Source organism: Pseudomonas sp. S3_G06 (assembly GCF_054667565.1).
In genome coordinates this window covers 1,492,259-1,517,215 of the sequence record NZ_CP162738.1, presented here as the reverse complement: position 1 = coordinate 1,517,215, position 24,957 = coordinate 1,492,259, and the positions used below count along the sequence as shown (strand labels likewise).

At 60.0% G+C, this 24,957-nt stretch carries 28 protein-coding genes; 15 read left to right on the top strand and 13 right to left on the bottom strand.

Features of this window, described 5'->3' with window-relative positions; all coding sequences use genetic code 11:
* The first annotated feature begins 6 nt into the window (after positions 1 to 6).
* Positions 7 to 576 carry a chorismate mutase gene (locus AB4N47_RS06940; RefSeq protein ID WP_341637176.1) on the top strand — a complete coding sequence of 190 codons (570 nt, stop codon included), beginning with the start codon at positions 7 to 9 and terminating at the stop codon, positions 574 to 576.
* A gap of 124 nt (positions 577 to 700) precedes the next feature.
* Complete coding sequence (locus tag AB4N47_RS06935; RefSeq protein WP_341637175.1) at positions 701 to 1,141, top strand: phage infection protein; 441 nt, start codon at positions 701 to 703, stop codon at positions 1,139 to 1,141.
* 74 nt (positions 1,142 to 1,215) lie between these two features.
* Here the strand turns inward: AB4N47_RS06935 and AB4N47_RS06930 are convergent, their stop codons facing one another.
* On the bottom strand, positions 1,216 to 1,551 hold the full coding sequence (locus AB4N47_RS06930; RefSeq protein WP_024013386.1) for a hypothetical protein: 336 nt from the start codon (positions 1,549 to 1,551) through the stop codon (positions 1,216 to 1,218).
* Positions 1,552 to 1,728: 177 nt separating this feature from the next.
* On the opposite strand from AB4N47_RS06930, the gene AB4N47_RS06925 reads away from it, so the two are divergent.
* Positions 1,729 to 3,384 (top strand): sensor domain-containing diguanylate cyclase, encoded by a 1,656-nt coding sequence (locus tag AB4N47_RS06925; RefSeq protein ID WP_341637174.1) that lies wholly within the window; start codon positions 1,729 to 1,731, stop codon positions 3,382 to 3,384.
* A 506-nt stretch (positions 3,385 to 3,890) separates the two neighbouring features.
* On the opposite strand, the gene AB4N47_RS06920 is transcribed toward AB4N47_RS06925, so the two are convergent.
* Both AB4N47_RS06920 and AB4N47_RS06915 read right to left on the bottom strand, forming a co-directional pair.
* Entirely contained in the window at positions 3,891 to 4,268 is a 378-nt protein-coding gene (locus AB4N47_RS06920; RefSeq protein ID WP_341637173.1) for a c-type cytochrome, read from the bottom strand.
* Between the two features lie 40 nt (positions 4,269 to 4,308).
* Positions 4,309 to 5,640, bottom strand: a complete 1,332-nt coding sequence (locus tag AB4N47_RS06915; protein WP_341637172.1) for an aminotransferase-like domain-containing protein — start codon at positions 5,638 to 5,640, stop codon at positions 4,309 to 4,311.
* Positions 5,641 to 5,729: 89 nt separating this feature from the next.
* Between AB4N47_RS06915 and AB4N47_RS06910 the strand changes: the two genes are divergently transcribed.
* Positions 5,730 to 6,623, top strand: coding sequence for a DMT family transporter (locus AB4N47_RS06910; protein WP_341637171.1), 894 nt, complete (start codon positions 5,730 to 5,732; stop codon positions 6,621 to 6,623).
* Between the two features lie 3 nt (positions 6,624 to 6,626).
* On the opposite strand, the gene AB4N47_RS06905 is transcribed toward AB4N47_RS06910, so the two are convergent.
* Positions 6,627 to 7,442, bottom strand: a complete 816-nt coding sequence (locus AB4N47_RS06905; protein WP_341637170.1) for an AraC family transcriptional regulator — start codon at positions 7,440 to 7,442, stop codon at positions 6,627 to 6,629.
* Between the two features lie 131 nt (positions 7,443 to 7,573).
* Here AB4N47_RS06905 and AB4N47_RS06900 point away from each other — a divergent pair, with 131 nt between their 5' ends.
* Complete coding sequence (locus tag AB4N47_RS06900; RefSeq protein WP_123442138.1) at positions 7,574 to 8,092, top strand: carboxymuconolactone decarboxylase family protein; 519 nt, start codon at positions 7,574 to 7,576, stop codon at positions 8,090 to 8,092.
* A gap of 186 nt (positions 8,093 to 8,278) precedes the next feature.
* Positions 8,279 to 10,510 carry a response regulator gene (locus AB4N47_RS06895; protein WP_206421900.1) on the top strand — a complete coding sequence of 744 codons (2,232 nt, stop codon included), beginning with the start codon at positions 8,279 to 8,281 and terminating at the stop codon, positions 10,508 to 10,510.
* Here AB4N47_RS06895 and AB4N47_RS06890 read toward each other — a convergent pair.
* Positions 10,478 to 11,923 (bottom strand): SulP family inorganic anion transporter, encoded by a 1,446-nt coding sequence (locus AB4N47_RS06890; protein ID WP_341637169.1) that lies wholly within the window; start codon positions 11,921 to 11,923, stop codon positions 10,478 to 10,480. The two genes, AB4N47_RS06895 and AB4N47_RS06890, sit on opposite strands and share 33 nt — an antisense overlap.
* A 160-nt stretch (positions 11,924 to 12,083) precedes the next feature.
* Between AB4N47_RS06890 and AB4N47_RS06885 the strand changes: the two genes are divergently transcribed.
* The gene (locus AB4N47_RS06885) at positions 12,084 to 12,398 is read left to right on the top strand and encodes a DUF7693 family protein (protein ID WP_341637168.1); all 315 of its coding nucleotides are present in this window, start codon (positions 12,084 to 12,086) and stop codon (positions 12,396 to 12,398) included.
* Between the two features lie 156 nt (positions 12,399 to 12,554).
* Here the strand turns inward: AB4N47_RS06885 and AB4N47_RS06880 are convergent, their stop codons facing one another.
* From AB4N47_RS06880 to AB4N47_RS06860, 5 genes are all read right to left on the bottom strand, one after another.
* The gene (locus AB4N47_RS06880; protein ID WP_341637167.1) at positions 12,555 to 13,088 is read right to left on the bottom strand and encodes a cysteine hydrolase family protein; all 534 of its coding nucleotides are present in this window, start codon (positions 13,086 to 13,088) and stop codon (positions 12,555 to 12,557) included.
* A 65-nt stretch (positions 13,089 to 13,153) separates the two neighbouring features.
* Positions 13,154 to 14,881 carry a gamma-glutamyltransferase gene (gene ggt / locus AB4N47_RS06875; protein ID WP_341637166.1) on the bottom strand — a complete coding sequence of 576 codons (1,728 nt, stop codon included), beginning with the start codon at positions 14,879 to 14,881 and terminating at the stop codon, positions 13,154 to 13,156.
* Positions 14,882 to 15,051: 170 nt separating this feature from the next.
* The gene (locus AB4N47_RS06870) at positions 15,052 to 15,639 is read right to left on the bottom strand and encodes an NUDIX domain-containing protein (RefSeq protein ID WP_341637165.1); all 588 of its coding nucleotides are present in this window, start codon (positions 15,637 to 15,639) and stop codon (positions 15,052 to 15,054) included.
* 99 nt (positions 15,640 to 15,738) lie between these two features.
* Entirely contained in the window at positions 15,739 to 16,374 is a 636-nt protein-coding gene (locus AB4N47_RS06865; RefSeq protein ID WP_341637164.1) for a lytic polysaccharide monooxygenase auxiliary activity family 9 protein, read from the bottom strand.
* Between the two features lie 207 nt (positions 16,375 to 16,581).
* Positions 16,582 to 17,022 (bottom strand): hemerythrin domain-containing protein, encoded by a 441-nt coding sequence (locus AB4N47_RS06860; protein ID WP_024013399.1) that lies wholly within the window; start codon positions 17,020 to 17,022, stop codon positions 16,582 to 16,584.
* Positions 17,023 to 17,174: 152 nt separating this feature from the next.
* On the opposite strand from AB4N47_RS06860, the gene AB4N47_RS06855 reads away from it, so the two are divergent.
* Positions 17,175 to 17,600, top strand: a complete 426-nt coding sequence (locus tag AB4N47_RS06855; protein ID WP_122691925.1) for a GNAT family N-acetyltransferase — start codon at positions 17,175 to 17,177, stop codon at positions 17,598 to 17,600.
* A gap of 101 nt (positions 17,601 to 17,701) precedes the next feature.
* Here AB4N47_RS06855 and AB4N47_RS06850 read toward each other — a convergent pair whose 3' ends face one another.
* On the bottom strand, positions 17,702 to 18,052 hold the full coding sequence (locus AB4N47_RS06850; RefSeq protein WP_024013401.1) for a hypothetical protein: 351 nt from the start codon (positions 18,050 to 18,052) through the stop codon (positions 17,702 to 17,704).
* Between the two features lie 133 nt (positions 18,053 to 18,185).
* Between AB4N47_RS06850 and AB4N47_RS06845 the strand changes: the two genes are divergently transcribed.
* The 7 genes from AB4N47_RS06845 to AB4N47_RS06815 all read left to right on the top strand — a co-directional run bounded on the left by AB4N47_RS06845 (position 18,186) and on the right by AB4N47_RS06815 (position 22,172).
* The gene (locus AB4N47_RS06845; RefSeq protein WP_130899274.1) at positions 18,186 to 18,515 is read left to right on the top strand and encodes a DUF6388 family protein; all 330 of its coding nucleotides are present in this window, start codon (positions 18,186 to 18,188) and stop codon (positions 18,513 to 18,515) included.
* Positions 18,516 to 18,704: 189 nt separating this feature from the next.
* Positions 18,705 to 19,097, top strand: a complete 393-nt coding sequence (gene tusD / locus AB4N47_RS06840) for a sulfurtransferase complex subunit TusD (RefSeq protein ID WP_038860118.1) — start codon at positions 18,705 to 18,707, stop codon at positions 19,095 to 19,097.
* A 2-nt stretch (positions 19,098 to 19,099) separates the two neighbouring features.
* Positions 19,100 to 19,456 (top strand): sulfurtransferase complex subunit TusC, encoded by a 357-nt coding sequence (gene tusC / locus AB4N47_RS06835; protein WP_341637163.1) that lies wholly within the window; start codon positions 19,100 to 19,102, stop codon positions 19,454 to 19,456.
* Positions 19,456 to 19,749 (top strand): sulfurtransferase complex subunit TusB, encoded by a 294-nt coding sequence (tusB, locus tag AB4N47_RS06830; RefSeq protein WP_281879074.1) that lies wholly within the window; start codon positions 19,456 to 19,458, stop codon positions 19,747 to 19,749. The genes tusC and tusB overlap by 1 nt, the downstream gene beginning before the upstream one ends.
* Positions 19,746 to 20,081, top strand: coding sequence for a TusE/DsrC/DsvC family sulfur relay protein (locus AB4N47_RS06825; RefSeq protein ID WP_016770652.1), 336 nt, complete (start codon positions 19,746 to 19,748; stop codon positions 20,079 to 20,081). Before tusB ends, AB4N47_RS06825 begins: the two co-directional genes overlap by 4 nt.
* Positions 20,078 to 21,079 (top strand): glycosyl transferase family protein, encoded by a 1,002-nt coding sequence (locus AB4N47_RS06820; RefSeq protein WP_341637162.1) that lies wholly within the window; start codon positions 20,078 to 20,080, stop codon positions 21,077 to 21,079. The genes AB4N47_RS06825 and AB4N47_RS06820 overlap by 4 nt, the downstream gene beginning before the upstream one ends.
* 91 nt (positions 21,080 to 21,170) lie before the next feature.
* The gene (locus AB4N47_RS06815; protein WP_341637161.1) at positions 21,171 to 22,172 is read left to right on the top strand and encodes a glutathione S-transferase family protein; all 1,002 of its coding nucleotides are present in this window, start codon (positions 21,171 to 21,173) and stop codon (positions 22,170 to 22,172) included.
* A 94-nt stretch (positions 22,173 to 22,266) separates the two neighbouring features.
* Here the strand turns inward: AB4N47_RS06815 and cysG are convergent, their stop codons facing one another.
* Both cysG and serS read right to left on the bottom strand, forming a co-directional pair.
* Positions 22,267 to 23,661 carry a siroheme synthase CysG gene (gene cysG / locus AB4N47_RS06810; protein WP_341637160.1) on the bottom strand — a complete coding sequence of 465 codons (1,395 nt, stop codon included), beginning with the start codon at positions 23,659 to 23,661 and terminating at the stop codon, positions 22,267 to 22,269.
* On the bottom strand, positions 23,662 to 24,942 hold the full coding sequence (gene serS, locus AB4N47_RS06805; RefSeq protein ID WP_024013408.1) for a serine--tRNA ligase: 1,281 nt from the start codon (positions 24,940 to 24,942) through the stop codon (positions 23,662 to 23,664).
* Positions 24,943 to 24,957 lie beyond the last annotated feature (15 nt).

The window sequence follows — 24,957 nt, the reverse complement described above, 5'->3', positions numbered from 1 at the left end:
CGGTTCATGCGTAACGTTGCAAATTTTCTGCTTGGTTCCCTCCTCGCTCTGTCGGCCGCCTACGCTCAGGCAGCCGCACCCGCAGCGGCGCCTGCTTCGTTGAAACCGCTACTGGCCACTTTGAATGAACGCCTGAGCATCGGTGATCTGGTTGCGTTGACCAAATGGGACAGCGGCAAGCCTATTCAGGACAGCCCGCGTGAGGCGCAGGTCATCGCCAATGCCCGAACTCTGGCCACCGAACACAAACTCGATCCGGACGACGTCGCGCAATTGATCGCCGCACAGATGGAAGCGAACAAACTGGTGCAATACGGTCTGCTCGCGCAATGGCAAGCGGCAGGTGCTGCACCGGACACACCGCGTCCGGATCTGGGCAAACAGATCCGCCCGCGCCTGGATGAACTGCAAAAGCGCTTGTTGCAGCAGTACGCCGCCTTCGCGCCGTATCGCCAGGATCCGAATTGCCCAGCATGGCTGGCCGATGTCCGCAACGGTCTGGCCTCCGATGCGCTGCACGACCTGGCGCTGATTCGTGCCAGCGGCGAGTTGTGCATCCGGGCGAAAGCGCTCTGAATCACCGCTCCTGGCAAACATCATCGGCGTCGATGTTCACCATCACGTCAATGAAGTTCTCATAAAAACTGCGCGGCGTAACATCGGCTCCAGACAAACAAACAACTTCCTGGAGCACACGATCATGAAACGCCAAACCCTTCTCGGCATCGCTTTCTCGGTTTTCGCAGTTAACGCTTTTGCAGTAACGCCTGCTCACACCCCGGTCGCTGAAGGCGGCTCGGACAAGTTGATCGAAAGCCGTCTGGCTGAAGGTGGTTCAGATCGTCTGCTCGAACGCCGCGTTGCCGAAGGCGGTTCGGATCGTTTGCTCGAACGCCGCGTTGCCGAAGGCGGTTCGGATCGTCTGCTCGAACGCCGCGTTGCCGAAGGCGGTTCGGATCGTCTGCTCGAACGTCGCGTTGCTGAAGGTGGTTCGGATCGTCTGATCGAACGCCGTGTTGCCGAAGGTGGTTCGGATCGTCTGATCGAACGCCGCGTTGCTGAAGGTGGTTCGGATCGTCTGCTCGAACGCCGCGTTGCTGAAGGTGGCTCTGATCGTCTGATCGAGCGCCGCGTTGCATGAATCTACTGCATGACCGCAACCCCCATGAAAAAGCCCGGCCTGATCAGCCGGGCTTTTTTGCATTCAGCCGTCGCTTATTGCGCGGTTTTCAGCTTGACCACGTCACCGGAGATGGTGGTGGTGTAGCCGGTCAGAACCCAGGCCCAGAACCAGTTTTCCTGAACCTGCGTGTTGATCATTGCATCGCCGCCCTTGGCTTGGATGGCCGCGTTTTGCGCGCGCACAAATCGGCTGTTCTGGCGGATCGGGATAATGCCAAACAGCAGCAGGCCGGTGGCCGATGCTTCGCTGTGGCCAACCACGGTGTATTGGTTGCTGTCGTAATGGGCGGTTTTCATCGGGGCGCCGGTGCAACCTGCCAGAACCACACCGAACAGTGCGGCGGCGACTACTTTGCTAAGGTATTTCACAGTAAAACTCCATGGGGAAACGCCCGGGATCCGTCTCTCGGGCGGCGCGCATTCTAACCAAAATGATGGCTCATTGACATCAATCTTCTTTGTATTTACTTGAACCCGTTCGCTGGCCCGCCGTCGGCGATGTCGCATACCATGGCGCCACTTCAATAAAGACAGACACCCGCCTCCATGTTCAAAGCCAGTCTGCGTAGCCATCTCACCCTGTGGTTCGGCGGTTTGTCCCTGCTGACGTTATTGAGCGTCGGCTTTTATGTCGGTCACATCGCCACCGAACAAATGAAACAGGCCAGCGGCAACGCGTTGCTGAACACGGCGCGCTCAGCGGCGACGTTGTTGGGTGAGCAACTGCGCGAGCGGCAACTGGAGGTCTATCTGCTCAGTCGCGCGCCGCATCTGGAGCGTGGCGATCTGGACAATCCAGCCATCCTCAAGTCGATGCAGTTGCGCACCCAGGCGCGCGCCGAATATGCGTGGATGGGCGTCACTGACGCCGAGGGTAATGTGCGCCAGGCGGTCAATGATCTGCTGGTCGGTCAATCGGTGCAGAAACGCCCGTGGTTCCAGATCGGCCTGCGCCGGCAATACACCGGCGATCCCCACGAAGCAGTGTTGCTGGCCAAGTTGTTGCCGGGCCTGCCCAATGGCGAGCCGCTGCGCTTCATCGATTTCGCCGCGCCAATCCACAATGTCGAAGGACGGGTGATTGGCGTGCTGGGCGCACATGCGCACTGGAGTTGGGTGACGCGAATCGTCGAGTCGGCGGCGTTTTCCCACAAGAACTCGGCGCCGGATATCCAGGCGCTGATCGTCGACCACGATGGCAAGGTGCTCTACCCCGAAGCGCTGATGGGCCAGCAGCTGACGACCAACGATCCGGTATTGTCGGGCTGGACGGCGGCCAACGGTTACCTGACCAGCATGGTCACCGTGCCGACGCCATCCGGCACGGCGCTATCATGGTCGATCGCCATTCGCCAGCCATTGGAAACCGCGCTGCAACCGGCGCGGATGCTGCAATACGAATTGCTGATCCTCGGCGTTTTCGCTGCAATCGTTTTCGGTCTGGTGGCTTATTACTTGGCGCTGTACCTGAGCCGCCCAATCGAACAACTCGCGCACTCGGCCAAACAGGTGCAGAACAACCAGTCCGGCGCGCAGTTCCAGCTCCAGCATCCGGTGCTGGAGATCGCCCAGCTCGGCCAATCCATCGATGCAATGACTCAGTCACTGCTCGGCAAGGAGCGCGAACTGCAAGAGGCCAACGCCTCGCTGGAGGCCACCGTGGCACAACGCACCGCCGCACTCACCGAGGCCAACGCCGAGCTGCTGAGCCTGGCCACACACGACGGCTTGACCGGCGTTTACAACCGCCGCCGGTTTGACGAAAAAATCACTGAGTATTCGCTGTTGTCCCGACGCACCGGACGCCCGTTTGCCCTGCTGCTGATCGATGCCGACCACTTCAAACGCATCAATGACAGCCACGGCCACGCGGTCGGTGACGAGGTCCTGCAACAACTGGCGACCTTGATCCAGAACAGCGTACGCAGCACCGATTTCGTCGCCCGCTACGGCGGCGAAGAGTTCGCCGTACTGCTGCCGGAAGTAGCGCAACCCGACACCCCGGAAGTCGTCGCCGAAAAGATTCGCGCAGCGGTAGCCGACGCGGAGTTTCCCGGCGTCGGCAACGTTACCGTGAGTATTGGCCTCGGCCTGGCAGATCCGGCGGACAACAACCATACGACGCTGATCAAACGTGCCGATCAGCAGCTGTATCAGGCGAAGGCTGCGGGGCGCAATCAGGTTGCGTTTCATGCCCACTGACACCGGCGTATATCAACCAGAAACAGGTCGGCCCGCAGGCCGCCATCGCTGGCAAGCCAGCTCCCACAGGGATGGGGTAAAAGCGGAAATTTGGGTCGGCCGGAGAACCGCTTTCGCGAGCAGGCTCGCTCCCACAGAAAAGCAAAGCAGCGAAGCCGCCCCACTCAACAATGAGCGTTAGCTCGAGTGCTTTTGATCTTGATCCACCGGCGACGTCGGAAGGCTGAGCGGAGGGATTGATCCGGGCGTGGGAGCGCAGCGACCGTTCGACGCAGTCGAACACAGCGGAAGGAGGTGCAGCGAAGCAAACCGTAGCCGCTGCGCCCGGATCAGTCCCGCAGCGAAGGAACCCGAGCCTGCGAGGGCCGAACGTAGGAGCAAGCGTTTTTTTGCTTACTTTTTTTAGGCGTTTGTAAAAAAAGTGAGTCGCCGTAAGGGCGAAACCCTAAGCAGCCGTTACCGCAGCAATGGATATGTACTGAATTAGCCGGAAAACCATCGCCCGACTAGGGCTCGGCACTGAACATCTGCAGATAAGCCAACAGATTCTCAAGCTTCTCCTCATCACTCAGCCCCCAGAAAATCATCCGCGTCCCCGGCACCACCCCTTTCGGATCCTTCAGATACGCCTTCAACGTCGCCCGATCCCAAGTAATCCCCGAGTTTTTCATCGCATCGGAATAAACATAATTGGCCGAAGTCCCCGCAGCCCGGCCAACGATGCCGTTCAACTGCGGACCAAACCCCGAACGAGCCGACTCGCCAACCTGATGGCAACCGCCGCACAGGCGCGGGAAGATTTTCGCCCCGGCCTCAGGGTCGCCCTCAGCCTGTGCACTGGCGCTGAAGATCAAGGCGAGAAACAGTATCGTGGTGAATTTCATTGAACAGTCCAAACCTGACTTTGCATGGCGTGGGCGCAGTTTACAGATAAGCGCCGATGATCGTTCTGACGGTGATCAACGCCTGACGCAACACGTGCATGTCCACCGAGCCGAGAGCCAGACGAATCGCATGGGGCGTATGGGCCGACAGCGAAAACGGCTCGGCGCTGGTGACGGAAATCTGCTGCTGCATCAACTCCACCACGATCTGATCGGCACGCACATCTTCGGGCAGCGGCAGCCACAGAAAATACGAAGCCGGATGAGCAACGTAGCGCAGCCCTTTCAGCACCTCGGCGGCCAAGGCCTGTCGCGCCATCGCATCACGACGTTTCTGCGCCTCAAGCACGGTGACGGTGCCGTCGTCGAGCCAACCACACGCGATGGCGGTCATCACCCCGGGGGTATTCCACGTCGTCGCACGAACGATTCGCTCCAGTCCGGGCACTCGAGGCAGCGGCGCGGCAATGAAGCCGACCCGCAAACCGGTGGCGATGTTTTTCGACAGGCCCGATACGTAAAGCGTCCGTTCCGGTGCCAGTTCAATCAACGGGCATGGCGGGTTCTCGACCAGAAACGCGTAGGCAGCGTCTTCAATGATTGTCAGATCGTGCCGCCGGGCAATCGCCACCAATTGCTCGCGCTGTTCCAGTGGCATGACCCAGCCCAGCGGATTGTGCAGCGTCGGCATGCTGTATACGGCGCGCACCGCACGCTGGCGACAGAGTCTGTCCAGTGCCGGCAAATCCGGGCCATGTTCCGTCATCGGGATCGCCAGCACTTCCAGATGCAGCGCGTCGGCCAGCACCTTGAATCCCGAATAGGTCAGCGCATCGGCGGCGATCACATCGCCGGGTTTGAGCAGGGCCATCAGCGTCACCGCCAAACCTTGCTGAGCGCCATTGACGATCAGCACTTGGTCGGCTTCAACGGTCACGCCGCGTGTCGACAAATGTTGCGCGACCGAGGCGCGTTCGTGGGCACGCCCGGCGTGGGGTTGATAACGCAACAACGCTTCCAGATCACCGGACAACGCCAGTTGCCGCAACGCCGTGCGCAACAGTTCAGCCTGACCGGGCAACGCCGGATAGTTGAAATTCAGGTCGATCATGCCGACCGCCACGTCTTTCTGATCGATGCCCTGCCCCGGCGCCAGCGACGTTTCCCGGACAAACGTGCCGCGCCCAGCTTCACCACTGACCAGGCCCATCGTTTCGAGCTCGGCGTAAACCCGTGAAGCGGTAACCAGCGCCAGTCCTTCCTGGCTCGCCAGCTGCCGATGCGTTGGCAGTCGCGTGCCCGGCGCCAATCGTCCGCCACGAATGTCTGCCGCATAGCGATCAACCAGGGTCTTGTAACGGGAACGCGGCATGTCGGCTGTATCCATGACAATTTTTTGATTGTGCTGATTCTCGGCCCTAGGATCACGGCGACACAAGCCACTTTTTGAGCGCGACCGACATGCACACAACATCGACTGCGGCCCACCCGGCACTGGAAAAAACCAGCGGCTGGATCAACGGTTTTATCGGCGTGCTGATCTTCAGCGGTTCGCTGCCGGCCACACGTTTGGCGGTGCTGGAATTCGATCCGGTGTTTCTGACCGTGGTGCGAGCAGCGATCGCCGGCGCACTGGCCGTCGGACTTCTGCTGTTGTTCAAGCAACAGCAACCGTCGCGCCATCAGTGGCTGTCGCTGTTGATTGTGGCACTGGGCGTGGTGTTGGGTTTTCCGCTGCTGACCGCGTTGGCATTGCAGCACGTCACGTCAGCGCATTCGATCGTGTTTGTAGGATTGCTGCCGCTGGCCACGGCGATGTTTGGAGTCTTGCGTGGTGGGGAGCGGCCACGTCCAGTGTTCTGGATCTTTTCGGTGCTGGGCAGCGCATTGGTGGTGGGCTTTGCCCTGTCCCAAGGCTTGAGTGCCTCGCCCACCGGCGATCTGCTGATGCTCGCGGCGATCCTGGCCTGCGGCCTCGGTTACGCCGAAGGCGCGAAACTGTCGCGCAGCCTCGGCGGCTGGCAGGTGATCTGCTGGGCGCTGGTGTTGTCGTTACCGCTGATGACAGTGCTGAGCCTGTGGCTGGCGCCCGCCTCGTTCGCCGACATCAGTTTGCCTGCGTGGATGTGCCTGGCTTACGTGTCGCTGTTCAGCATGCTGATCGGCTTCGTGTTCTGGTATCGCGGTCTGGCACAAGGTGGAATCGCAGCGGTCGGGCAGTTGCAGTTGCTGCAGCCGTTTTTTGGTCTGGCACTGGCGGCGACGTTGCTGCATGAGCAGGTCAGTGTCGGCATGCTCGGCGTCACGCTGGGGGTGATTCTTTGCGTGGCCGGGGCGAAGAAATTTGCCAGATAATGTTCAGTGTTCGGCTTTCCATTGCCGTGGACTGAGACCGGTCTTGCGCCGAAAGGCCCGGGCCAGCGCCGACGGACTTTCGTATCCAACCTCCTCGGCAATCAATGCAATCGGGCGGCCTTCGCGCAGGCGTTTCTGCGCAAGACTGACGCGCCAGCTCAGCAGGTAATCGGCCGGCGTCTGCCCGACCACGCGGCGAAACTGCTCGGCAAAACCGGCGCGGGACTGGTTCGCCGCTGCCGCAAGATCGGCCACACTCCAAGGCTTGTGCGGCTGCTCGTGGATCAGGTTCAAGGCGCGAGACACGCGCGGATCCGCCAGCCCGGCCATCATGCCCGGTTGCTGATCTCGACTGCCGATGAGATGGCGCAGCAGCAGAATCACCAGCAATTCAAACAGACGATCCATCACCGCCACGCGCCCGCAATGCCCTTCAAAAGCTTCGTTGAACAGCCAGTCAAGGGTGCTGCGCAATTCCGGGATGTCGGTGAGTTTCAATACCAGATAGTCCGGTAACGCGGCGGCCAGGGCATTGCCCGAGCCACCGTCGAAGGTCAGCGAGGCGCACACCACCTGGCTGGCCATGGCCTCGTCGGCAGACATCCGGTGGGTGAAGGGCCGGGGAAAGAAAATCAGCGACGGTTCTTCCAGGCGAATTTCCCGCTCGTTGCCAGGTTTGAGCAGCAACGCCCCGGCTTGCAGAACATGCACATGGCCGACCGGTTCGCCTTCATGAACGCTCACGCCGCAAAACGCGCCGCTATGAAAGGTCCCGGCGTTCACACCGAAATGACTAAGTAATGTGGAAAGGCGATCCATGGCTGACTCCCGAAGGCATATCTGGACGATCTGCCGCATATCCTCGACGATTTGCCGCCAAAGCGCCATTGGCAGCCCCTAAGATCTCTCCATCGCCGCTGCACTTCGCTGCGGAATTTCGGAGAATCACCATGAGCCGCATCCCTGCAATCAGCCTCGACACCGCCACCGATGCCACCCGTCCTGCACTGGAAGGCGTGAAGAAAAAAATCGGTTTCCTGCCCAACGTCTTCACCACCCTCGCCCAGGCGCCGGTTGCATTCGACACTTACCTGCAAGCCTCGGCCATCCTCGGCAAGACCTCATTGAGCGGCAAAGAGAAAGAAGCCATCTACCTCGCCACTTCGCAGGTCAACGGTTGCGACTATTGCCTGTCCGCACATACCGTGTTTGCCGGCAAAGCCGGGCTGTCGGCGGAGGACATCATCGCGGCACGTCACGGCGAACTGAATGCCTACGCCGCCCTCGCACGCCAACTGACCGAAACCCGTGGCCACTTGAGCGATGAACAGTTGGCCGCTGCCCGCGCTGCCGGTATTGATGACCGCAAGATCATCGAAGTGATTGCCCTGGTGGCCGTGCAGACATTGACCAACTACCTGAACAACACGGCGCTGACCGACATTGACTTCCCGGCCGTCGAGGCCTGAGCAGTCGCTCACGAACTGAAGAAAAATCCGCTGGCGAAAAGATGCTCTTTTCGCCAGCGCTGTTTTTTGCTGCCATGATGTAGGTCAGAATAATTCGCAGCGCAAACAGTGTCTGGTGCGCTGAAACCAAACAGCCTGTACGCAGGTCTTTGTTCTCAGACAAATGCCCGGAAAGACACGAACCCCATGACAGACTGGTTGCAAGACAACGGCGAGATGGCCGGGCAGATCCGCCGTCACGACTGGGCGAATTCGCCCCTCGGCCCGTTGGAAAACTGGCCCGATGTACTCAAGACCACTGTCTCGCTCAGTCTCGCCTCGCATTTTCCTCAGGCGATCGTCTGGGGCCCGCAACTCATCACACTCTATAACGACGCCTTCGTACCGATTCTCGGCGACAAGCCGCACGCGTTGGGGCGCCCTTTCAGCGACATCTGGAAGGAAGCCTGGCACGAGATCAGCCCGATTGCTGAGGCCGCGTACGCCGGCCAGGCCACTTACATCGAAAACTTCGCTCTGCAGATCGAACGCGGCAAAGGCCCGGAGCAGGCGTTCTTCACTTTTTGCTACAGCCCGATTCGCGACTCCCACGGCAATGTTGTCGGCATGATCGACACCGTCACCGAGACCACCCAGACCGTTTATCTCAACCGACGCCTGGCCGTCCTCGATGCCATCGGCGAAGCGGTGACCAATGCCACGGATGCGCAAGCAATCCTGGCGGCAAGCACGCGGCTGATGGTCGAGCAACTGCGTCTGTCCAATTGCGCCTACGCCGACATGGATGCCGACGAGGATGGCTTCACCATTCGCGGCGACTATGCAGCGCCGGGTTCGCCGAGCATCGTCGGCCACTACCATTTGCGCGATTTCGGCGAGAAAGCCGTACGCCTTCTGCGCGCGGGTCAACCGCTGGTGATCCACGACAACCGCAGCGAATTGCCGCCGGAAGAATCAGCGACCTTTCAGGGCATAGGCATCACCGCCACCATTTGCGTGCCGCTGATCAAGCAAGGTCGTCTTACCGCGTTAATGGCCATTCACGACAAAGTGCCGCGTGTGTGGTCGAGCTTCGAACAGGCGCTGCTCAGCGAAGTCACCGAACGTTGCTGGGCGCACATCGAGCGAGTGCGCGCCGACGCCAACGTGCGCGAGGGCCTGCTTGCATTGGCTGAACTCAATGCCACGCTGGAGCAACGGGTCGAAGAGCGCAGCCTGCGTCTGGCCCAGGCCGAGTCGGCGTTGCGCCAGTCGCAGAAGCTCGAAGCCATCGGCCAATTGACCGGCGGCGTCGCCCATGACTTCAACAATTTGCTGACGATCATTCGTTCGTCGGTGGATTTTCTGCGCCAGCCCAACCTGCCGGAAGAACGCCGCCAACGCTACATGCGCGCGGTGTCCGACACCGTTGAGCGCGCCTCCAAGCTGACCAGCCAGTTGCTCGCCTTCGCCCGCCGTCAGCCGCTCAATCCGCAGGTAGTCGACGCCGGCGAACGTTTGGCCAACATCGGCGAAATGCTCGAATCGGTCACCGGCGCGCAGATTCACGTGTGCGTCGAGCGCCCGGATCACCCCTGCTACATCCGTGTCGATCTCAGTCAGTTCGAAACAGCATTGATCAACATCGCCCTGAACGCTCGCGACGCCATGAATGGTCAGGGTGAACTGAAATTGCGCCTGGAGTGCCATAAAGCGCTGCCGCCGATTCGCGGCCACGCTGGGTCCAGCAGCCATTTCGTGTCGATTGCCCTGGCCGACACCGGTGCCGGCATCGACGCACACACCCTCGAACACATCTTCGAGCCGTTCTTTACCACCAAGGCTGTCGGCAAAGGCACGGGTCTGGGGCTGTCGCAGGTGTTCGGCTTCGCCAAGCAATCGGGCGGCAACGTCGATGTTTCCAGCGTCCTTGGTCAAGGCACCGAGTTCACCTTGTATTTGCCGCAAGTGCCGGCGATCGAGGCAGAAATGGACGAGGCAGAGGAGAATGGCGAGGTGCAGCCGGCGTGCGAAAAACGCCGGGTGCTGGTGGTCGAAGACAATCTCGATGTCGGCCGTTTCGCCAACCAGATCCTCCAGGATCTGGGCTATGAAACCGCGTGGGCGACCAACGCCGAAGAAGCCCTGCAGTTGGCCGGTAGCGATGCCAGCGCGTTCGATGCGGTGTTTTCCGACGTAGTCATGCCGGGCATCACCGGTGTCGCGTTGGCCAAGGAACTGCGCCAGCGCCGCCCCGATCTGCCGGTGATTCTGACCTCCGGCTACAGCGAAGAACTGGCGCGCAGCGGGTACGAAGGTTTTGAATTTCTCGCCAAGCCCTACTCCGCCGAACAAGTCTCGCGGATTCTCGGCAAGACCTGGCTCAAGGACGCAAAACCAGCGGCGTCAGTCGTGATCGACGCCGGCGCGCTTGAGTAATTTCTTGCAGCGTTCCGACAGATGAAACACTTGTAGATGCTTGCCAGCCTTGGCGTAGCGTTCACGCAGGGTTTTCAATGCGGCGATCGCCGAATAATCGACAAAGCTCAGGTGCCGGCAATCGAGAGTGACTTTGGCCGGGTCGTTGGCCGGATCGAACTGGTTGAGAAACGGCGTGGTCGAGGCGAAAAACAGCGTGCCGTGCAGGCGATAGAGCTTGCTGCCATCGGCTTCAAGATGTTCATCGGCATACAGTTCGCGGGCCTGCTGCCAGGCGAAGTTGAGCGCGGCGATGATGATCCCGCACAGCACGGCCGTGGCCAGATCGGTGAACACGGTGATGGTGGTCACCGCGATGATCACCAGCACATCGTGCAGCGGCACCTTGTTGATCACCCGCAACGACGCCCAGGCGAAAGTCTGCTGCGACACCACGAACATCACCCCGACCAGCGCGGCGAGCGGAATACGCTCGATCAGCGGTGACAGAAACAGAATGAACAACAGAATCAGCACACCGGCAACCACGCCGGACAAGCGCCCGCGCCCGCCGGAGCTGAGATTGATCACGGTCTGCCCGATCATCGCGCAACCGCCCATGCCACCGAACGCCCCGGACACCATGTTCGCCGCGCCGAGCGCTACGCACTCGCGATCCGGATAGCCACGGGTTTCGGTGATCTCGTCGGTCAGGTTCAGCGTCAGCAGGGTTTCCAGCAGGCCGACCATCGCCATCAGGATCGCGTACGGGGCGATGATGCGCAGGGTTTCGAAATTCCATGGGATGTCCGGCAAAGCGAAGGTCGGCAGACCGCCGGCAATGTGCGCCATGTCACCGAGGGTGCGGGTCGGCAGCCCGAACAGGTAGACCAGCAGGCCGACACCAAGGATCGCCACCAGGGCCGGCGGTACCGCTTTGGTCACGCGCGGCAGGATGTAAACGATGGCCATGGTCAGTAGCACCAGCCCGGTCATCAGATACAGCGGCGTACCGCTGAGCCAGTGCTCGCCGCTTTTGAAGTGCTCCAGTTGCGCCAGCGCAATGATGATCGCCAGGCCGTTGACGAAGCCGAGCATCACCGGATGCGGCACCATGCGCACCAGTTTGCCCAAACGCAACAGCCCGAACGCCATCATGATCAGACCGCCGAGCAGCACCGTCGCCAGCAGATATTGCACGCCGTGTTGCACCACCAGCGCGACGATCACCACCGCCATCGAACCCGCCGCACCGGAAACCATGCCCGGTCGGCCGCCAAACAACGCCGTCAGCGTGCAAATGATGAACGCGCCGTACAAGCCCATCAGCGGATTGAGATGCGCGACCAGGGCGAAAGCAATGCATTCGGGCAACAGGGCGAACGAGGTGGTGAGTCCGGCGAGGACATCGGCGCGCAGACGAATCGGTTTCATGGCTTACCTGACTGAGCGGCCGCTGGGCACGGCTGCTGTTTTCGCGAAAAAAGAGGGAGGCGAATGTTACGGAATTGTTCGGCCTCGGGCCAGTGAAACGCTGACATGGGGTGGCGCGGGCCTTATCCTTGCAGGCTTGTCCATCGAATCGAGTCGCAGCATGTCAGCGTTTTTGTCCGCCCGTGATGTGTGTCAGCGCCTGCGCGAAGCTGCGCTGGGCGTGCTTGGGTTCGAAGTCTGCGAGGTAATGTCCCAGTCCGGGCTGATTACCGTATACATCGAGGGCTGGCATCTGCTGTTGGACTTCGCCGAGGGACACTTGCATCACTGTGAATACGCGCGCAACTGCGCCGGGGATGAAGCGACGCTGGACACGTGGCAGCGTTATGGCACGGACCCGGTGAGTCTGCTCAGCACGTGGGAATTGGCGCAGATCGAGCGGTTGCTGCGTGATGCGAATCGCGTCCAAACCTAGTGCATCGTTTCCGACTGCGGTGCTCTCTGATTTTGAGACCGACCAAATGCCTGTGGGAGCGAGCCTGCTCGCGACGGCGGTATATCAGTCGGTTTGATGTTGGCTGTCACAGCGCTTTCGCGAGCAGGCTCGCTCCCACAGAGTTTTATGTGCATTTTAGAAGATCACTTCGGCTGCCGGTTTGACGTCGATTCGTGCCACGGAACTGGTCAGGGCGGCGAAGTCCTTGTTGTGTTCGGCAATGATATCCTCGGCGCTCATGTTGCCGTTATCGACCGTTGAATGCGCATCTCGCGCGACGACGATGTCGTAGCCCAGTGAATGCGCGCTGCGCACGGTGGCGTTGACGCAGTAATCGGTTTGCAGGCCGCAGATGATCAGACGTTCGAAGTCTTCGCTGGGCAGCAGCTTGCCGAGATCGGTCTGATAGAAAGAGTCCCCGGTGGTTTTGCCTACACGCAGGTCTTCCGTCGAAATCAGCAGACCCTTGGCCAGTTGCCAACCGTCCGCCCCATGCACGAATGGACCATCCTTTTCTTCATGCTGAATCAACACCACTGGAACGCCAGCGTCGCGGGCGCGTTGGCTCAGATCATTGATCGTGGCGATTACGCGGTCGATTTCAAAGCACTGATATTCACCAGCACACAGCGCCTGCTGGACATCGATGATCAGAAATGCGGTGGTCATGTCGAGCCTTCCTTGATCAGTCCTTGAGATGGGGCGGACCTGCGCCCGCCACTCTTTTACTCCGCTCAGTAACCCAAAGACAAGCCGGTATTGCGCCGTGGATCATTGGCGCCGTAGAAGCGATTCTTGCCAACCGGTTTGCCGTCCAGTGACGGCGCGCCGACCAGAATCGCGGCGATGTGGTTGGCATCCTGCGGGCCGGCAAACTTGTGGCCCCAGCTTTCCAGGATCTTTTTCGTATCCGGGCTGGCGGCGAAGTCTTCGAGGTTGGTTTCCTCCGGCATCCACTGCTGATGGAAGCGCGGCGCGTCGACCGCTTCCTGCAAGCCCATGCCGTAATCGATGACGTTGAGCATGGTCAGTAAGGTCGCGGTGATGATCCGACTACCCCCCGGCGTGCCGACCACCATCACTACTTTGCCATCCTTGGTGACGATGGTCGGACTCATCGACGACAGCGGCGCCTTGCCCGGTGCGATAGCGTTAGCCTCGCCTTGAACCAGGCCATACATGTTCGGAACGCCGACCTTGGAGGTGAAGTCGTCCATCTCATCGTTGAGGATCACCCCGGTCTTGCTGGCCATGACGCCCGCGCCGAACCAGTCGTTGAGCGTGTACGTCACCGAAACGGCATTGCCCCACTTGTCGACGATCGAATAGTGCGTGGTGTTGCTGCCTTCGTGGGGCGCTACACCGGGCTTGAGCTCAGCCGACACGCCAGCCTTTTGCGGCTGGATGGCGTTGCGCAGTTTGGTCGCGTAATTCTTGTCCAGCAGGTGCTCGATCGGATTCTTCACGAAATCCGGATCGCCGAGGTAGCTGTTGCGATCAACGTACGCGTGGCGCATCGCTTCGATCTGGTAGTGCATGCCCTGAGCGGAATGAAAGCCCAGGTCCTTCATCGGATAGCCTTCGAGAATATTCATGATCTGGCAGATCACCACCCCGCCGGAGCTTGGCGGTGGCGCCGAGACCACGTGATAGCCGCGATAATCGCACTCAACCGGGGCCAGTTCGCGAGTCTTGTATTTGTCCAGGTCGGCCTGGCTGATGATGCCTTTGTTGGCCTGGCTGGAAGTGACGATGGCATCGGCGACCCAGCCTTTGTAGAAGCCGTCGGCGCCCTTGTCGGAAATCGTCCGCAGGGTTTTCGCCAAATCCTTTTGCACCAGTTTCTGCCCGACCTGCATCGGCTCGCCGTTGCTGAGGAAGATCGAGCCGGAATCGCGCATGTCCTTCTTGAACACATCCGTCGCGTATTCGAGCAGCTCGACATCGCCCTGCTGCAGCTCGAAACCGTCTTCGGCCAGTTTGATCGCCGGGGCAATCATGTCCTTGCGCTGTTTGGTGCCGTATTTGCTCAGCGCCAGCTCCATGCCGGACACGGTGCCCGGCACCCCGACGGCCAGATGGCCGCGGGTGCTCAGTTCTGGAATGACGTTACCGTCCTTGTCCAGATACATGTTGGCGGTCGCTGCCAGCGGCGCTTTTTCGCGGAAATCGAGAAAGGTCTTGCGCCCGTCCGCCAGTTGAATAGTCATGAACCCGCCGCCGCCAAGGTTGCCCGCAGCCGGATAGACCACCGCCAGCGCATAGCCCACGGCCACTGCCGCATCCACGGCATTGCCGCCGTTTTTCAAAACGTCGACGCCGACATGGGTCGCCAGATGTTGCGCGGTGACCACCATGCCGTTTTCCGCCGCCACCGGAGCCACTGATGCCGCGTGAGCCATGAGACAGCTGAGCGCCAGGGAGGTCGCAATGAGCGATCTGGCCAAAGGTTCGTACTTCATGAGTCGATCTCTTTTTGTTTTTGGGGACTGCGCAAAACGCAGGGCAACGCTTCAGGAGCAACAAGCAGTATGGCCGGCTTTGCGTATTGCGCCTCCCCGTTCAGCCAGTATGCTGAGCCATCGCAGCCTTTGGCAGCTCCTGAAAATGCGTCGAAGGCTGCGATCTTTTATCAAGCGAAGAGGTTACTCATCGCTGCGTACTGCAACAGCATGATGGTCTTGGCATCGCAGATCTCGCCGCGTTGAAATGCTGCCAATGCCTCATCGAAGCCCCACTCGAGCACTTCCAGTTCTTCGGTTTCCTCTTCAAGGCCACCACCGTCGCTGACTTTGGACGCCGCGTCGTATTCAGCGATAAAGAAGTGCAGTTTCTCCGTCACCGAACCGGGACTCATGTACGCCTCGAATACTTTTTTCACGTCATGCACGCGATAACCGGTTTCCTCCTCGGCTTCGTCACGAATGCGTTGCTCAGGGGCGGCACCTTCCAGCAACCCCGCCGCCACCTCGATCAACAATCCATCGTGGCCGTTGACGAACACCGGCAAACGAAACTGGCGGGTCAGCACCACCGTGCGCTTTTCGCGGTTGAACAGCAGAATCGCCGCGCCGTTGCCCCGGTCGTATACCTCGCGGGTCTGGCGCTGCCATTCGCCGTTGTTGCGGTGGTAATCGAAAGTGATTTTCTTCAACAGATACCAGTCGTGGGACAACACCTGAGTGTCGACGATGTTGACCCGTTCGGCTGTGTTGGACATCGCGTCTGATCCTGTCTTCATGGGGGGACTGCCATGGTCGATCAATTGCGCCGACAAAAAAAGCCCGGCAGCGCTACCGGGCTCGTTCAGCCTGCGCGGTTACTGAAAGTCGACGTCGAAGGCCTGGTAGAAGGCGTTGCCGGTATTGGCGACGATCCACATCAGCACAATGACGTGATGACCCTGCTTGTTCGCAGGCAGCTTCACTTGATGATCGACCTTGGCCTTCAATTCGCCGGCATGGCTGTAATACGGCACTTGCGGGTAGAAATCTTCGAAGAACGGCTGGGTTTCCAGCTGCGCACGGCTGATGCGTTGCTTTGGATCCCAGCCGTCTTTGGTGATCAGCCAGCGATAACCACGGGTGGTGTGCGGCGCGGTGTACGCCCAGCTGACCTCGAGAATCTGCCCCGGATCGACATTCAGCAGCGGCCAGTTGAATGAACGGCCGAGCTTCTTGCTCATCTCGTCGTCGGTGTAATTGACGCAATCGCGGGCATCGGTCTTGCCGCCGCTGAGAATGTAGCCATCGGCCGGCGGCGCGACGCTGTCCGAGTCGGTCTCGAAAGGTTGCGGGAAAGGTCCGGCGTCCATGGCCGGAAAGTTCTTGCCACCTTCCATTTCATTGACTTGCCAAGCGCCGAGCAGGCCGAGGTCGATGGCCACTGCGCCGCGACTCGCTGGCGAGATGACACGACCGTGTTTGAGTTGGGTTTGTGGGATTGCCTGATTCATCTTGCTCACTCCGTTGATTTGAGAACTCTCCTTCCCGAGGAGAGGCCTTCAAGCTAACGGAGGTGAATTTTTTGTCCATCGGCGCTTTTGTCACAGTCCCAGTGTGCAAGACGTAAAAAGCCCGGAAACACTGGATGCATAACCAGTGCTCGACGACGCATCGCACTCAACGTGTAGCTGAACACCTACACGCCGAGTCGCCTTTGGTCATTCAGACAGTTGCGCCTGATACTCCTTTTCGTACTGCCCGGCGAGTTGGCTTTTCTGTTTATCGTCGAGCAGCTTGCCGGCCATCTGGAAGAATTTGTGCTCTTCTTCCTCGAGGTGGTGATGAACCTTGTCGGAAAGCTTTTTGGCCGTGGCCAGCCAGGCCGGACTGGACATTTCGGTCTCGTCGAGCTCCTCCATCATCTCGTCCATTTCGTGGTGTTCGGCGATGGCGTGGCGGCTCAGGTCCACGCCTTCATCGATTTCCATCAACGGAATGTAGAAATGCCGCTCTTCAGCGGTTTCATGCGCTTGCAGTTCTGCTTTGAGCTGCTTGTAGGCCTCGACCCGCTCAGGGCTGTCGCCGCTGGTCGCGATCAAAGCCTTGGCGTAAGTGCGCTGGCGCTCGTGGCTTTCGCGCAGGGCTTCAAAAATATTCACGGGATTTCCTCATCAATCGCGCTCAGGGAAAGACGCGATAAAAGCCTAGACCGCAACGCTGGTTTGACGGTTCCGCTTGTTCGATCGAAGGGCTTGGAGGCATTTGCCCGGACGCGTTAGGCTGGGCGTTCAATTACACAAGGAAGTCATGCATGAATTTGCGTATCGAGTTGACGCAGAATCCTACCGAGGAACAGCGTCAGGCCATTCTGCAGCCACTGATCGAGTACAACGATGCTCAAACCGGCGGTTCTAAATCCGAGCCGTTCGCCTTGATGGTCAAAGACCAGAATGGCGAAATACTGGGCGGTTTGTACGGGCGAATGATTTTTCGCTGGATGTTCATCGAGCTGCTGTCAGTACCGGAACAGGGTCGCGGACAGGGGATCGGCTCGAAATTGATGGCTCAGGCGGAAGCCTTGGCCAGGGAAAAGAATTGCTACGGCCTCTGGCTCGACACGTTCGATTTTCAGGCGCCGGAGTTCTACAGGAAGCTGGGGTTCAGCCAGTTTGGGGAAATCGTTGACTACCCACCGGGGCACAAGCGGCACTACTTTCAGAAGCGCCTGATCGATTGAGTCATGCCGTATTCGCGAGCAGGCTCGCTCCCACAGTGCAATGCATTACAACTTGTGGGAGCGAGCCTGCTCGCGAAAGCGTCAACCGCTTCACCCCATAATCACAGGCAGGTCGCCATCGCCGCCATCCGCCGCATCGCGACAAAATCACTCTTCTGCGCGTAATAGTTCAAGGTCGTACCTGACGCTTCGGTGATCACATCGACAAACGACTCTGCCGAACGCGTATAAACCGTAGTGCCGCCGGACTCGCGCGGTTCCAGATAGGCCGCCGCGTCGACGCCAAACACCGCTTCGTCCTGCCAGGCGAATTGCACGCACCGGGCGACGTCTTTCTCCGGCTTGTCCGAGGTCAGGACCTTGTCCGGGCTCTTGCTGCGAGCATCGTTCATCACCGAACCGGCGCACCCGGCCAACAGGGCCGCCGCCAGCACTACCATCAGCATTCGCATTGCATTTGCTCATCGAGAAAAAAGCGGACTGTAGCACTGCGACGCGGCAAATCGTTCTGCTTTACTGTTTTTATGCGCGACATGCGCAAGCAGGTGCGGCACCCTATGGTCATCAGTCACACAAGGAAATTACATGGCGCCTAGCGACCAGCGACATGAACAGGCTTTGAAACTGTTTCTCGATGCGCGACCCGAACTACGTGAAACCCTCGACCATCTCAACCCGCTGCTGGCTCAGGCCAAAGGCGAAACCCAGGCGCAGTATCGCGAAGAACGCTTGCACGAAGCATTCGAGGCTGAGGCGGAAAGCCAAGGGTTGTTTGCTTGGGAGCTGACATTGCAGCTGACCGCTGCTTCGCCCGAGGAATATCAGGCGCAACGGCTGGAAGTGCATCGGGAAGTGGCGGAAATGGCGGGGATGGGCTGGATCGAGTATTGCGATCTTTACGGCATCACCCCGTAATCCAGCCGCCGCAACACTCCCGTGGGAGCGAGCCTGCTCACGAAGGCGGCGTGACTGCCGAAACTGATCTCGAACGAGGCGACGCTTTCGCGAGCAGGCTCGCTCCCACAGGGAACCGCGTATTACCAGATTTCGCGGCACGCGCAATAAAGCTTTATCATGGCCGCAGTTTCGCTGATCGAGTCCATCATGAAGTTCGCCATCGCGCTGTTTTCCGCCGCCCATGCGCCCTCCTCGCGCCGTGCCTTGCTGTTTGCCCAGGCCGCGCTGGCCGGCGGCCATGAGATTGTTCGGCTGTTCTTCTATCAGGACGGCGTGTTCAACGCCTCCGATGCGGTGGTGACGCCGCAGGATGAACTGGACTTGCCCAAGCAATGGCGCGCCTTTATCAACGAAAAGCAACTCGACGGCGTGGTCTGCATCGCCGCCGCTTTGCGCCGTGGTGTGTTGAACGAAGAAGAAGCCAAGCGTTACCAGCGTGAAGCGATTTCGCTCAGCGCGCCGTGGGAATTGTCCGGTCTGGGTCAATTGCACGACGCCGTGCAGGACGCTGATCGGCTCATCTGTTTCGGAGGCGCTTGAACATGGCCAAATCGCTGTTGATCATCAGCCGACAATCGCCGTGGTCCGGCCCCGGTGCGCGGGAAGCGCTGGATATCGTGCTCGCCGGTGGCGCCTTCGATCTACCGATCGGTTTGCTGTTTCTCGATGACGGCGTGCTGCAATTGACCGCCGGGCAGAACGCCAAGGCCGTGCAGCAGAAAGACCTCAGCGCCAATCTGCAGGCGCTGCCGATGTTTGGTGTCGAAGAGCTGTTCTATTGCGCCGAAAGCGCCAATGCTCGCGGTCTTGGCAACCTGTCGCTGGACGAAGCGCAGCCACTCGCCGCTGATCAAATCACCGCCCTTATTGACCGCTACGATCAGGTGATCACCCTCTGATGTCGACTTTGCATGTGTTGTCTCATTCCCCGTTCGGCGACGATCGTCTGAGCAGTTGTCTGCGCCTGCTCGGCAGCGCCGACGCCGTGTTGTTGTCCGGCGATGCGGTGTATGCGCTGCAACCGAACACTGCGCCGTTCTCTGCTCTGCAAGAGCGACCAATCAAACTTTTTGTATTGGTTGAGGACGCACAGGCGCGTGCGATCGAGGTTCCAGACTGGGCCGAGGCCATTGACTACCCGGCCTTCGTCGAACTGTCGATCCATCACGCCAAGGTCAACAGCTGGCTATGAATTCAATGACCGTCGGCGCCCGCGCCATCGAACTGGACAAGGACGGCTTTCTCGTTGACCTCAGCGACTGGTCGGCTGAAGTCGCCAGCGCCCTCGCCGCCGCCGAAGACATCGAGTTGACGCCCGAACACTGGGAAGTCCTAGAGCTTCTGCGTAGCTTCTACGCCGAATTTCAGCTATCGCCGGCCACGCGTCCGCTGATCAAGTACACCGCGTTGAAACTCGGCGCGGACAAAGGCAACAGCCTGCACCTGAACCGACTGTTCAAAGGCACCCCTGCCAAACTCGCCGCGAAACTGGCGGGCCTGCCCAAACCGACGAATTGCCTATGAACGATTTTCCAGCTTTGACCCTCGAAACGCCTGCCGAGCATCCGTTCGCGCAATTCGTGCGCATTCTCGGCAAGGGCAAGCGCGGCGCCCGCGACCTGACGCGCGAGGAAGCCCGCGAGGCCATGGGCATGGTGCTCGATGACCACGTCGAAGATACGCAACTGGGTGCCTTCCTGATGTTGCTGCGGCACAAGGAAGAAAGTGCCGAGGAAATGGCCGGTTTCACCGAAGCCCTGCGCGCACGCTTGCACGCGCCCGCATTGAATGTCGACTTGGACTGGCCGACCTACGCCGGCAAAAAACGCCACCTGCCGTGGTATCTGCTGGCGGCCAAGTGCTTGGCGCAAAACGGCGTGCGCATCTTCATGCATGGCGGCGGCGCACACACGGCCGGGCGTCTGTACAGCGAACAACTGCTGGGCGAACTGAACATTCCCCTGTGCCGCAATTGGCAGCAGGTCGGCGCGGCACTGGACAACGGCGGTCTGGCGTTTATGCCGCTGGTGGACTGGGCGCCGCAGTTGCAAAAGATGATCGACCTGCGCAATACCCTGGGCCTGCGGTCGCCGATCCACTCGCTGGCGCGGATTCTCAATCCGCTGGGTGCGCGTTGTGGCCTGCAAAGCATTTTCCATCCGGGCTACCAGGCGGTGCATCGCGATGCCAGCGGCTTGCTCGGCGACACGGCAATTGTGGTCAAGGGCGATGGCGGTGAAATCGAGATCAACCCCGACGCCACCAGCCACCTTTATGGCACCAGCGGCGGTCAGAGCTGGGACGAAGAATGGCCGCAGCTGTCAGCGCAGCGCCACGTCAAACCCGCCTCGCTGGACATCGAGCACTTGAAAGCCGTGTGGCGTGGCGATGTGGTCGACAGTTACCCGCAAATGGCCTTGATTGCGACCATGGCCCTCGCCCTGCGCGGTCTCGGTCAGAATCGCGAACAGGCCTTCACAACCGCAGAACAATACTGGGCGGCGCGCAACACATCGATCTAACCGATCATTAGCGCCCGATCTTTGCGCTTTTTGTTCGAACTCATCGGAATAGACTCGACTCCAACGAACATTGGTTTTGGGAGTCTTGATCATGGGTTTACTCGTCGACGGCCACTGGCAGGACAAGTGGTACGAAAGCAGCAAGGACGGCGCGTTCCAGCGCGAACAAGCGCAACGCCGCAACTGGGTGACCGCCGACGGTCAGCCAGGCCCCAGCGGTGAAGGCGGTTTCACTGCCGAAGCCGGGCGCTATCACCTCTATGTTTCCCTCGCCTGCCCTTGGGCGCATCGCACGCTGATCCTGCGCAAACTCAAAGGGCTGGAAAGTCTGATCGACATGTCGGTGGTCAGCTGGCTGATGCTGGAGAACGGCTGGACCTTCGACAAGGCGCTCGGTTCGACGGGCGACAAACTCGATGGCTTCGATTTCATGCATCAGCGATACACCGCTGACACGCCTGACTACACCGGGCGCGTGACGGTGCCAGTGTTGTGGGACAAGAAACTCAAGCGCATTGTCAGCAATGAATCGGCGGAAATCATCCGCATGTTCAACAGCGCCTTCGACGGGATCACTGGTAACGATCTGGACTTTTATCCGGCGCCGCTACGCAACGAAATCGATGCGCTGAACGAGCGGATCTACCCGGCGGTGAACAACGGTGTCTACCGCGCCGGGTTCGCCACTTCGCAGCAGGCCTACGAACAGGCATTCGATGAAGTCTTCGCCGAACTGGATCATCTGGAGCAACTGCTGGGTGCCAATCGCTACCTGAGCGGGGAATATCTGACTGAGGCCGACGTGCGCCTGTTTACCACGATGATTCGCTTCGATGCGGTGTATCACGGGCACTTCAAGTGCAACCTGCGGCGGATTGCCGACTACCCGAACCTGTCGAACTGGCTGCGCGAGATGTATCAGTGGCCGGGGATTGCCGAGACGGTGGATTTTCAGCACATCAAGCATCACTACTACGGCAGCCACAAGACCATCAACCCGACCGGCGTGGTGCCGAAGGGGCCGCAGCAGGATTTCAGCGTAGCGCATGACCGGTCGCGGTTGATCGGGAAAGGGGTTTGGTTAAAGGGCTAACAGCAGAAGCAAAAGATCGCAGCCTTCGGCAGCTCCTACATGAGAATGCGTTCCTCTGTAGGAACTGCCGAAGGCTGCGATCTTTTGATCTGACTCAGACCTGCGCCTGCGCCCCTTCAAACCACGCCAGCTTCTCGCGAAGTTGTACCACTTCGCCGACGATCACCAGGGTCGGTGCATGCACTTCATGCTCCGCCACCATTCGCGGCAGATCCGCCAGCGTGCCGGTGAAAACCCGCTGATTGACTGTAGTGCCCTGCTGAATCAACGCCGCCGGGGTATCCGCCGCGCGACCATGCTTGATCAACTGCTCACAGATGATCGGCAAACCCACCAGGCCCATGTAGAACACCAGCGTCTGCGCCGGGGCGACAAGATCGGCCCATGGCAGATCGGTGGAACCATCCTTCAAGTGGCCAGTGACAAACCGCACGGACTGCGCATGGTCACGGTGGGTCAGCGGAATCCCCGCATAAGCAGCGCAACCGCTGGCCGCCGTAATGCCCGGCACCACCTGGAATGGAATACCGTGGGCCGCCAGTTCTTCAATCTCTTCGCCACCGCGGCCGAAGATAAACGGATCGCCACCCTTCAACCGCACCACGCGCTTGCCGGCCTTGGCCAGATCGACCAGTTGCTGGTTGATCTGATCTTGCGGCACTGCGTGTTCGGAGCGACGCTTGCCGACATACACCCGCTCGGCATCGCGACGGCACAACTCAAGAATCGCCGGCGCCACCAGACGGTCATAGAGCACCACATCGGCTTGTTGCATCAGACGCAGTGCGCGGAAGGTCAACAAATCCGGATCACCCGGGCCGGCACCGACCAGATAAACCTCGCCAGTGGTGACCATTGGCTCGCCATCGACCTTGGCCTGCAACATGCGCTCGGCTTCAGCGCCCTGCCCGGCCAGTTGACGATCGGCAATCGGGCCCTGGAAAACGTCCTCCCAGAAGCCGCGACGCTGCTGCACATCCGGAAACAGGTTTTTCACCTGATGGCGAAAACGCGCAGCCAGCCCTGCCAATTGACCGTAGGTCGAAGGAATCCAGGTTTCGATTTTTGCCCGGATCAGGCGCGCCAGTACCGGCGCATCACCGCCGCTGGAGACGGCAATGATTAGCGGCGAGCGATCGACGATTGCCGGGAAGATCACGCTGCACAAGGCCGGCGCATCGACCACGTTGACCGGCACGCAACGCCGATGGGCGTCGGTGGAGACTTGCGCGTTGAGCGTTTCGTCGTCGGTAGCGGCAATGATCAGCCCGCAACCGTCCAGATCCGTTTCGGCGTAACCGCGCAACACGCATTCACCGCCGCTGGCAGCGACCAGTTCAGCCAGTTGCGTTTCGATTTCAGGTGCGACCACCCGCAGCAGCGCACCGGCATCGGCCAGCAGGCGGGATTTGCGCAAGGCAATTTCCCCCCCACCGACAACCAACACACGACTGCCGCGCAGGTTGTGAAACAGCGGCAGATATTTCATTTAGCCGATGACCTCGAGGCCACCCATGTACGGCTTGAGCACGTCCGGTACGCGGATAGAACCGTCGGCCTGCTGGTAGTTTTCCAGCACGGCAACCAGAGTACGACCGACCGCCAGGCCGGAGCCGTTCAAGGTGTGCACCAGTTCAGGCTTGCCGGTTTCCGGGTTGCGGAAACGCGCCTGCATGCGCCGCGCCTGGAAGTCACCGCAGTTGGAGCACGAGGAGATTTCGCGGTACTTGTCCTGGCTCGGAATCCACACTTCGAGGTCATAGGTCTTGACCGCGCTGAAGCCCATGTCGCCGGTGCACAGCGCCAGGGTGCGGTAAGGCAGGCCGAGCAGTTGCAGAACCTTTTCGGCGTTGGCGGTCAGGCCTTCCAGCGCTTCCATCGATTGCGATGGCTCGACGATCTGGACCATTTCGACTTTGTCGAACTGGTGCTGGCGGATCATGCCACGCGTGTCGCGGCCCGACGCACCGGCTTCGCTGCGGAAGCATGGGGTATGGGCGACGAACTTGATCGGCAGCAGTTTCGAATCGACGATTTCGCCGGCAACGATGTTGGTCAGCGACACTTCGGCAGTCGGGATCAGGTACAGATCGGCTTCGCCTTCGCGGGCAATCTTGAACAGATCCTCTTCGAACTTTGGCAACTGGCCGGTGCCTTGCAGCGCCGGAGCCTGAACCAGATAAGGCGTGTAAGCCTCTTCGTAGCCATGTTCGGTGACATGCAGGTTGATCATGAACTGCGCCAGTGCGCGATGCAGCCGCGCGATCGGGCCACGCAACAGCGCAAAGCGCGCGCCGGACAGCTTGGCGGCGGTTTCAAAGTCCAGCCAGCCGAACTTTTCGCCGAGGGCAACGTGGTCTTTGACTTCGAAATCGAACTGAGTCGGCGTGCCCCAGCGGCGCACTTCGACGTTGTCGTCTTCGTCCTTGCCGACCGGAACCGACTCGTGCGGCAGGTTCGGGATACCGAGCAGGATCGAATCGAGTTCGGTCTGGATCGCATCCAGCTCGACCTTGCCAGCGCTCAGCTCGCCCGCCATGCGCTCGACGTCCGCCATCAGCGGCGCGATGTCTTCGCCACGCTGCTTGGCCTGCCCGATGGATTTGGAACGCGCGTTACGCTCAGCCTGCAGTGCTTCAGTGCGGGTCTGGACGGTCTTGCGCTGTTCTTCCAGCGCTTCGATGCGCGCGGTGTCCAGGGCAAAGCCACGGGAAGCCAGGCGGTCCGCTACGTCCTGAAGGTTGCTACGTAACAGTTTGGAATCGAGCATGTCGGTTTCTCGTTA

Excerpts from the sequence above, each read along its gene's own strand:
- AB4N47_RS06940 (WP_341637176.1), top strand. The coding sequence starts at position 7 with ATGCGTAACGTTGCAAATTTTCTGCTTGGTTCCCTCCTCGCTCTGTCG.
- AB4N47_RS06935 (WP_341637175.1), top strand. The coding sequence starts at position 701 with ATGAAACGCCAAACCCTTCTCGGCATCGCTTTCTCGGTTTTCGCAGTT.
- AB4N47_RS06925 (WP_341637174.1), top strand. The coding sequence starts at position 1,729 with ATGTTCAAAGCCAGTCTGCGTAGCCATCTCACCCTGTGGTTCGGCGGT.
- AB4N47_RS06920 (WP_341637173.1), bottom strand. The coding sequence starts at position 4,268 with ATGAAATTCACCACGATACTGTTTCTCGCCTTGATCTTCAGCGCCAGT.
- AB4N47_RS06915 (WP_341637172.1), bottom strand. The coding sequence starts at position 5,640 with ATGCCGCGTTCCCGTTACAAGACCCTGGTTGATCGCTATGCGGCAGAC.
- AB4N47_RS06910 (WP_341637171.1), top strand. The coding sequence starts at position 5,730 with ATGCACACAACATCGACTGCGGCCCACCCGGCACTGGAAAAAACCAGC.
- AB4N47_RS06905 (WP_341637170.1), bottom strand. The coding sequence starts at position 7,442 with ATGGATCGCCTTTCCACATTACTTAGTCATTTCGGTGTGAACGCCGGG.
- AB4N47_RS06900 (WP_123442138.1), top strand. The coding sequence starts at position 7,574 with ATGAGCCGCATCCCTGCAATCAGCCTCGACACCGCCACCGATGCCACC.
- AB4N47_RS06895 (WP_206421900.1), top strand. The coding sequence starts at position 8,279 with ATGACAGACTGGTTGCAAGACAACGGCGAGATGGCCGGGCAGATCCGC.
- AB4N47_RS06890 (WP_341637169.1), bottom strand. The coding sequence starts at position 11,923 with ATGAAACCGATTCGTCTGCGCGCCGATGTCCTCGCCGGACTCACCACC.
- AB4N47_RS06885 (WP_341637168.1), top strand. The coding sequence starts at position 12,084 with ATGTCAGCGTTTTTGTCCGCCCGTGATGTGTGTCAGCGCCTGCGCGAA.
- AB4N47_RS06880 (WP_341637167.1), bottom strand. The coding sequence starts at position 13,088 with ATGACCACCGCATTTCTGATCATCGATGTCCAGCAGGCGCTGTGTGCT.
- ggt (WP_341637166.1), bottom strand. The coding sequence starts at position 14,881 with ATGAAGTACGAACCTTTGGCCAGATCGCTCATTGCGACCTCCCTGGCG.
- AB4N47_RS06870 (WP_341637165.1), bottom strand. The coding sequence starts at position 15,639 with ATGTCCAACACAGCCGAACGGGTCAACATCGTCGACACTCAGGTGTTG.
- AB4N47_RS06865 (WP_341637164.1), bottom strand. The coding sequence starts at position 16,374 with ATGAATCAGGCAATCCCACAAACCCAACTCAAACACGGTCGTGTCATC.
- AB4N47_RS06855 (WP_122691925.1), top strand. The coding sequence starts at position 17,175 with ATGAATTTGCGTATCGAGTTGACGCAGAATCCTACCGAGGAACAGCGT.
- AB4N47_RS06850 (WP_024013401.1), bottom strand. The coding sequence starts at position 18,052 with ATGCGAATGCTGATGGTAGTGCTGGCGGCGGCCCTGTTGGCCGGGTGC.
- AB4N47_RS06845 (WP_130899274.1), top strand. The coding sequence starts at position 18,186 with ATGGCGCCTAGCGACCAGCGACATGAACAGGCTTTGAAACTGTTTCTC.
- tusD (WP_038860118.1), top strand. The coding sequence starts at position 18,705 with ATGAAGTTCGCCATCGCGCTGTTTTCCGCCGCCCATGCGCCCTCCTCG.
- tusC (WP_341637163.1), top strand. The coding sequence starts at position 19,100 with ATGGCCAAATCGCTGTTGATCATCAGCCGACAATCGCCGTGGTCCGGC.
- tusB (WP_281879074.1), top strand. The coding sequence starts at position 19,456 with ATGTCGACTTTGCATGTGTTGTCTCATTCCCCGTTCGGCGACGATCGT.
- AB4N47_RS06825 (WP_016770652.1), top strand. The coding sequence starts at position 19,746 with ATGAATTCAATGACCGTCGGCGCCCGCGCCATCGAACTGGACAAGGAC.
- AB4N47_RS06820 (WP_341637162.1), top strand. The coding sequence starts at position 20,078 with ATGAACGATTTTCCAGCTTTGACCCTCGAAACGCCTGCCGAGCATCCG.
- AB4N47_RS06815 (WP_341637161.1), top strand. The coding sequence starts at position 21,171 with ATGGGTTTACTCGTCGACGGCCACTGGCAGGACAAGTGGTACGAAAGC.
- cysG (WP_341637160.1), bottom strand. The coding sequence starts at position 23,661 with ATGAAATATCTGCCGCTGTTTCACAACCTGCGCGGCAGTCGTGTGTTG.
- serS (WP_024013408.1), bottom strand. The coding sequence starts at position 24,942 with ATGCTCGATTCCAAACTGTTACGTAGCAACCTTCAGGACGTAGCGGAC.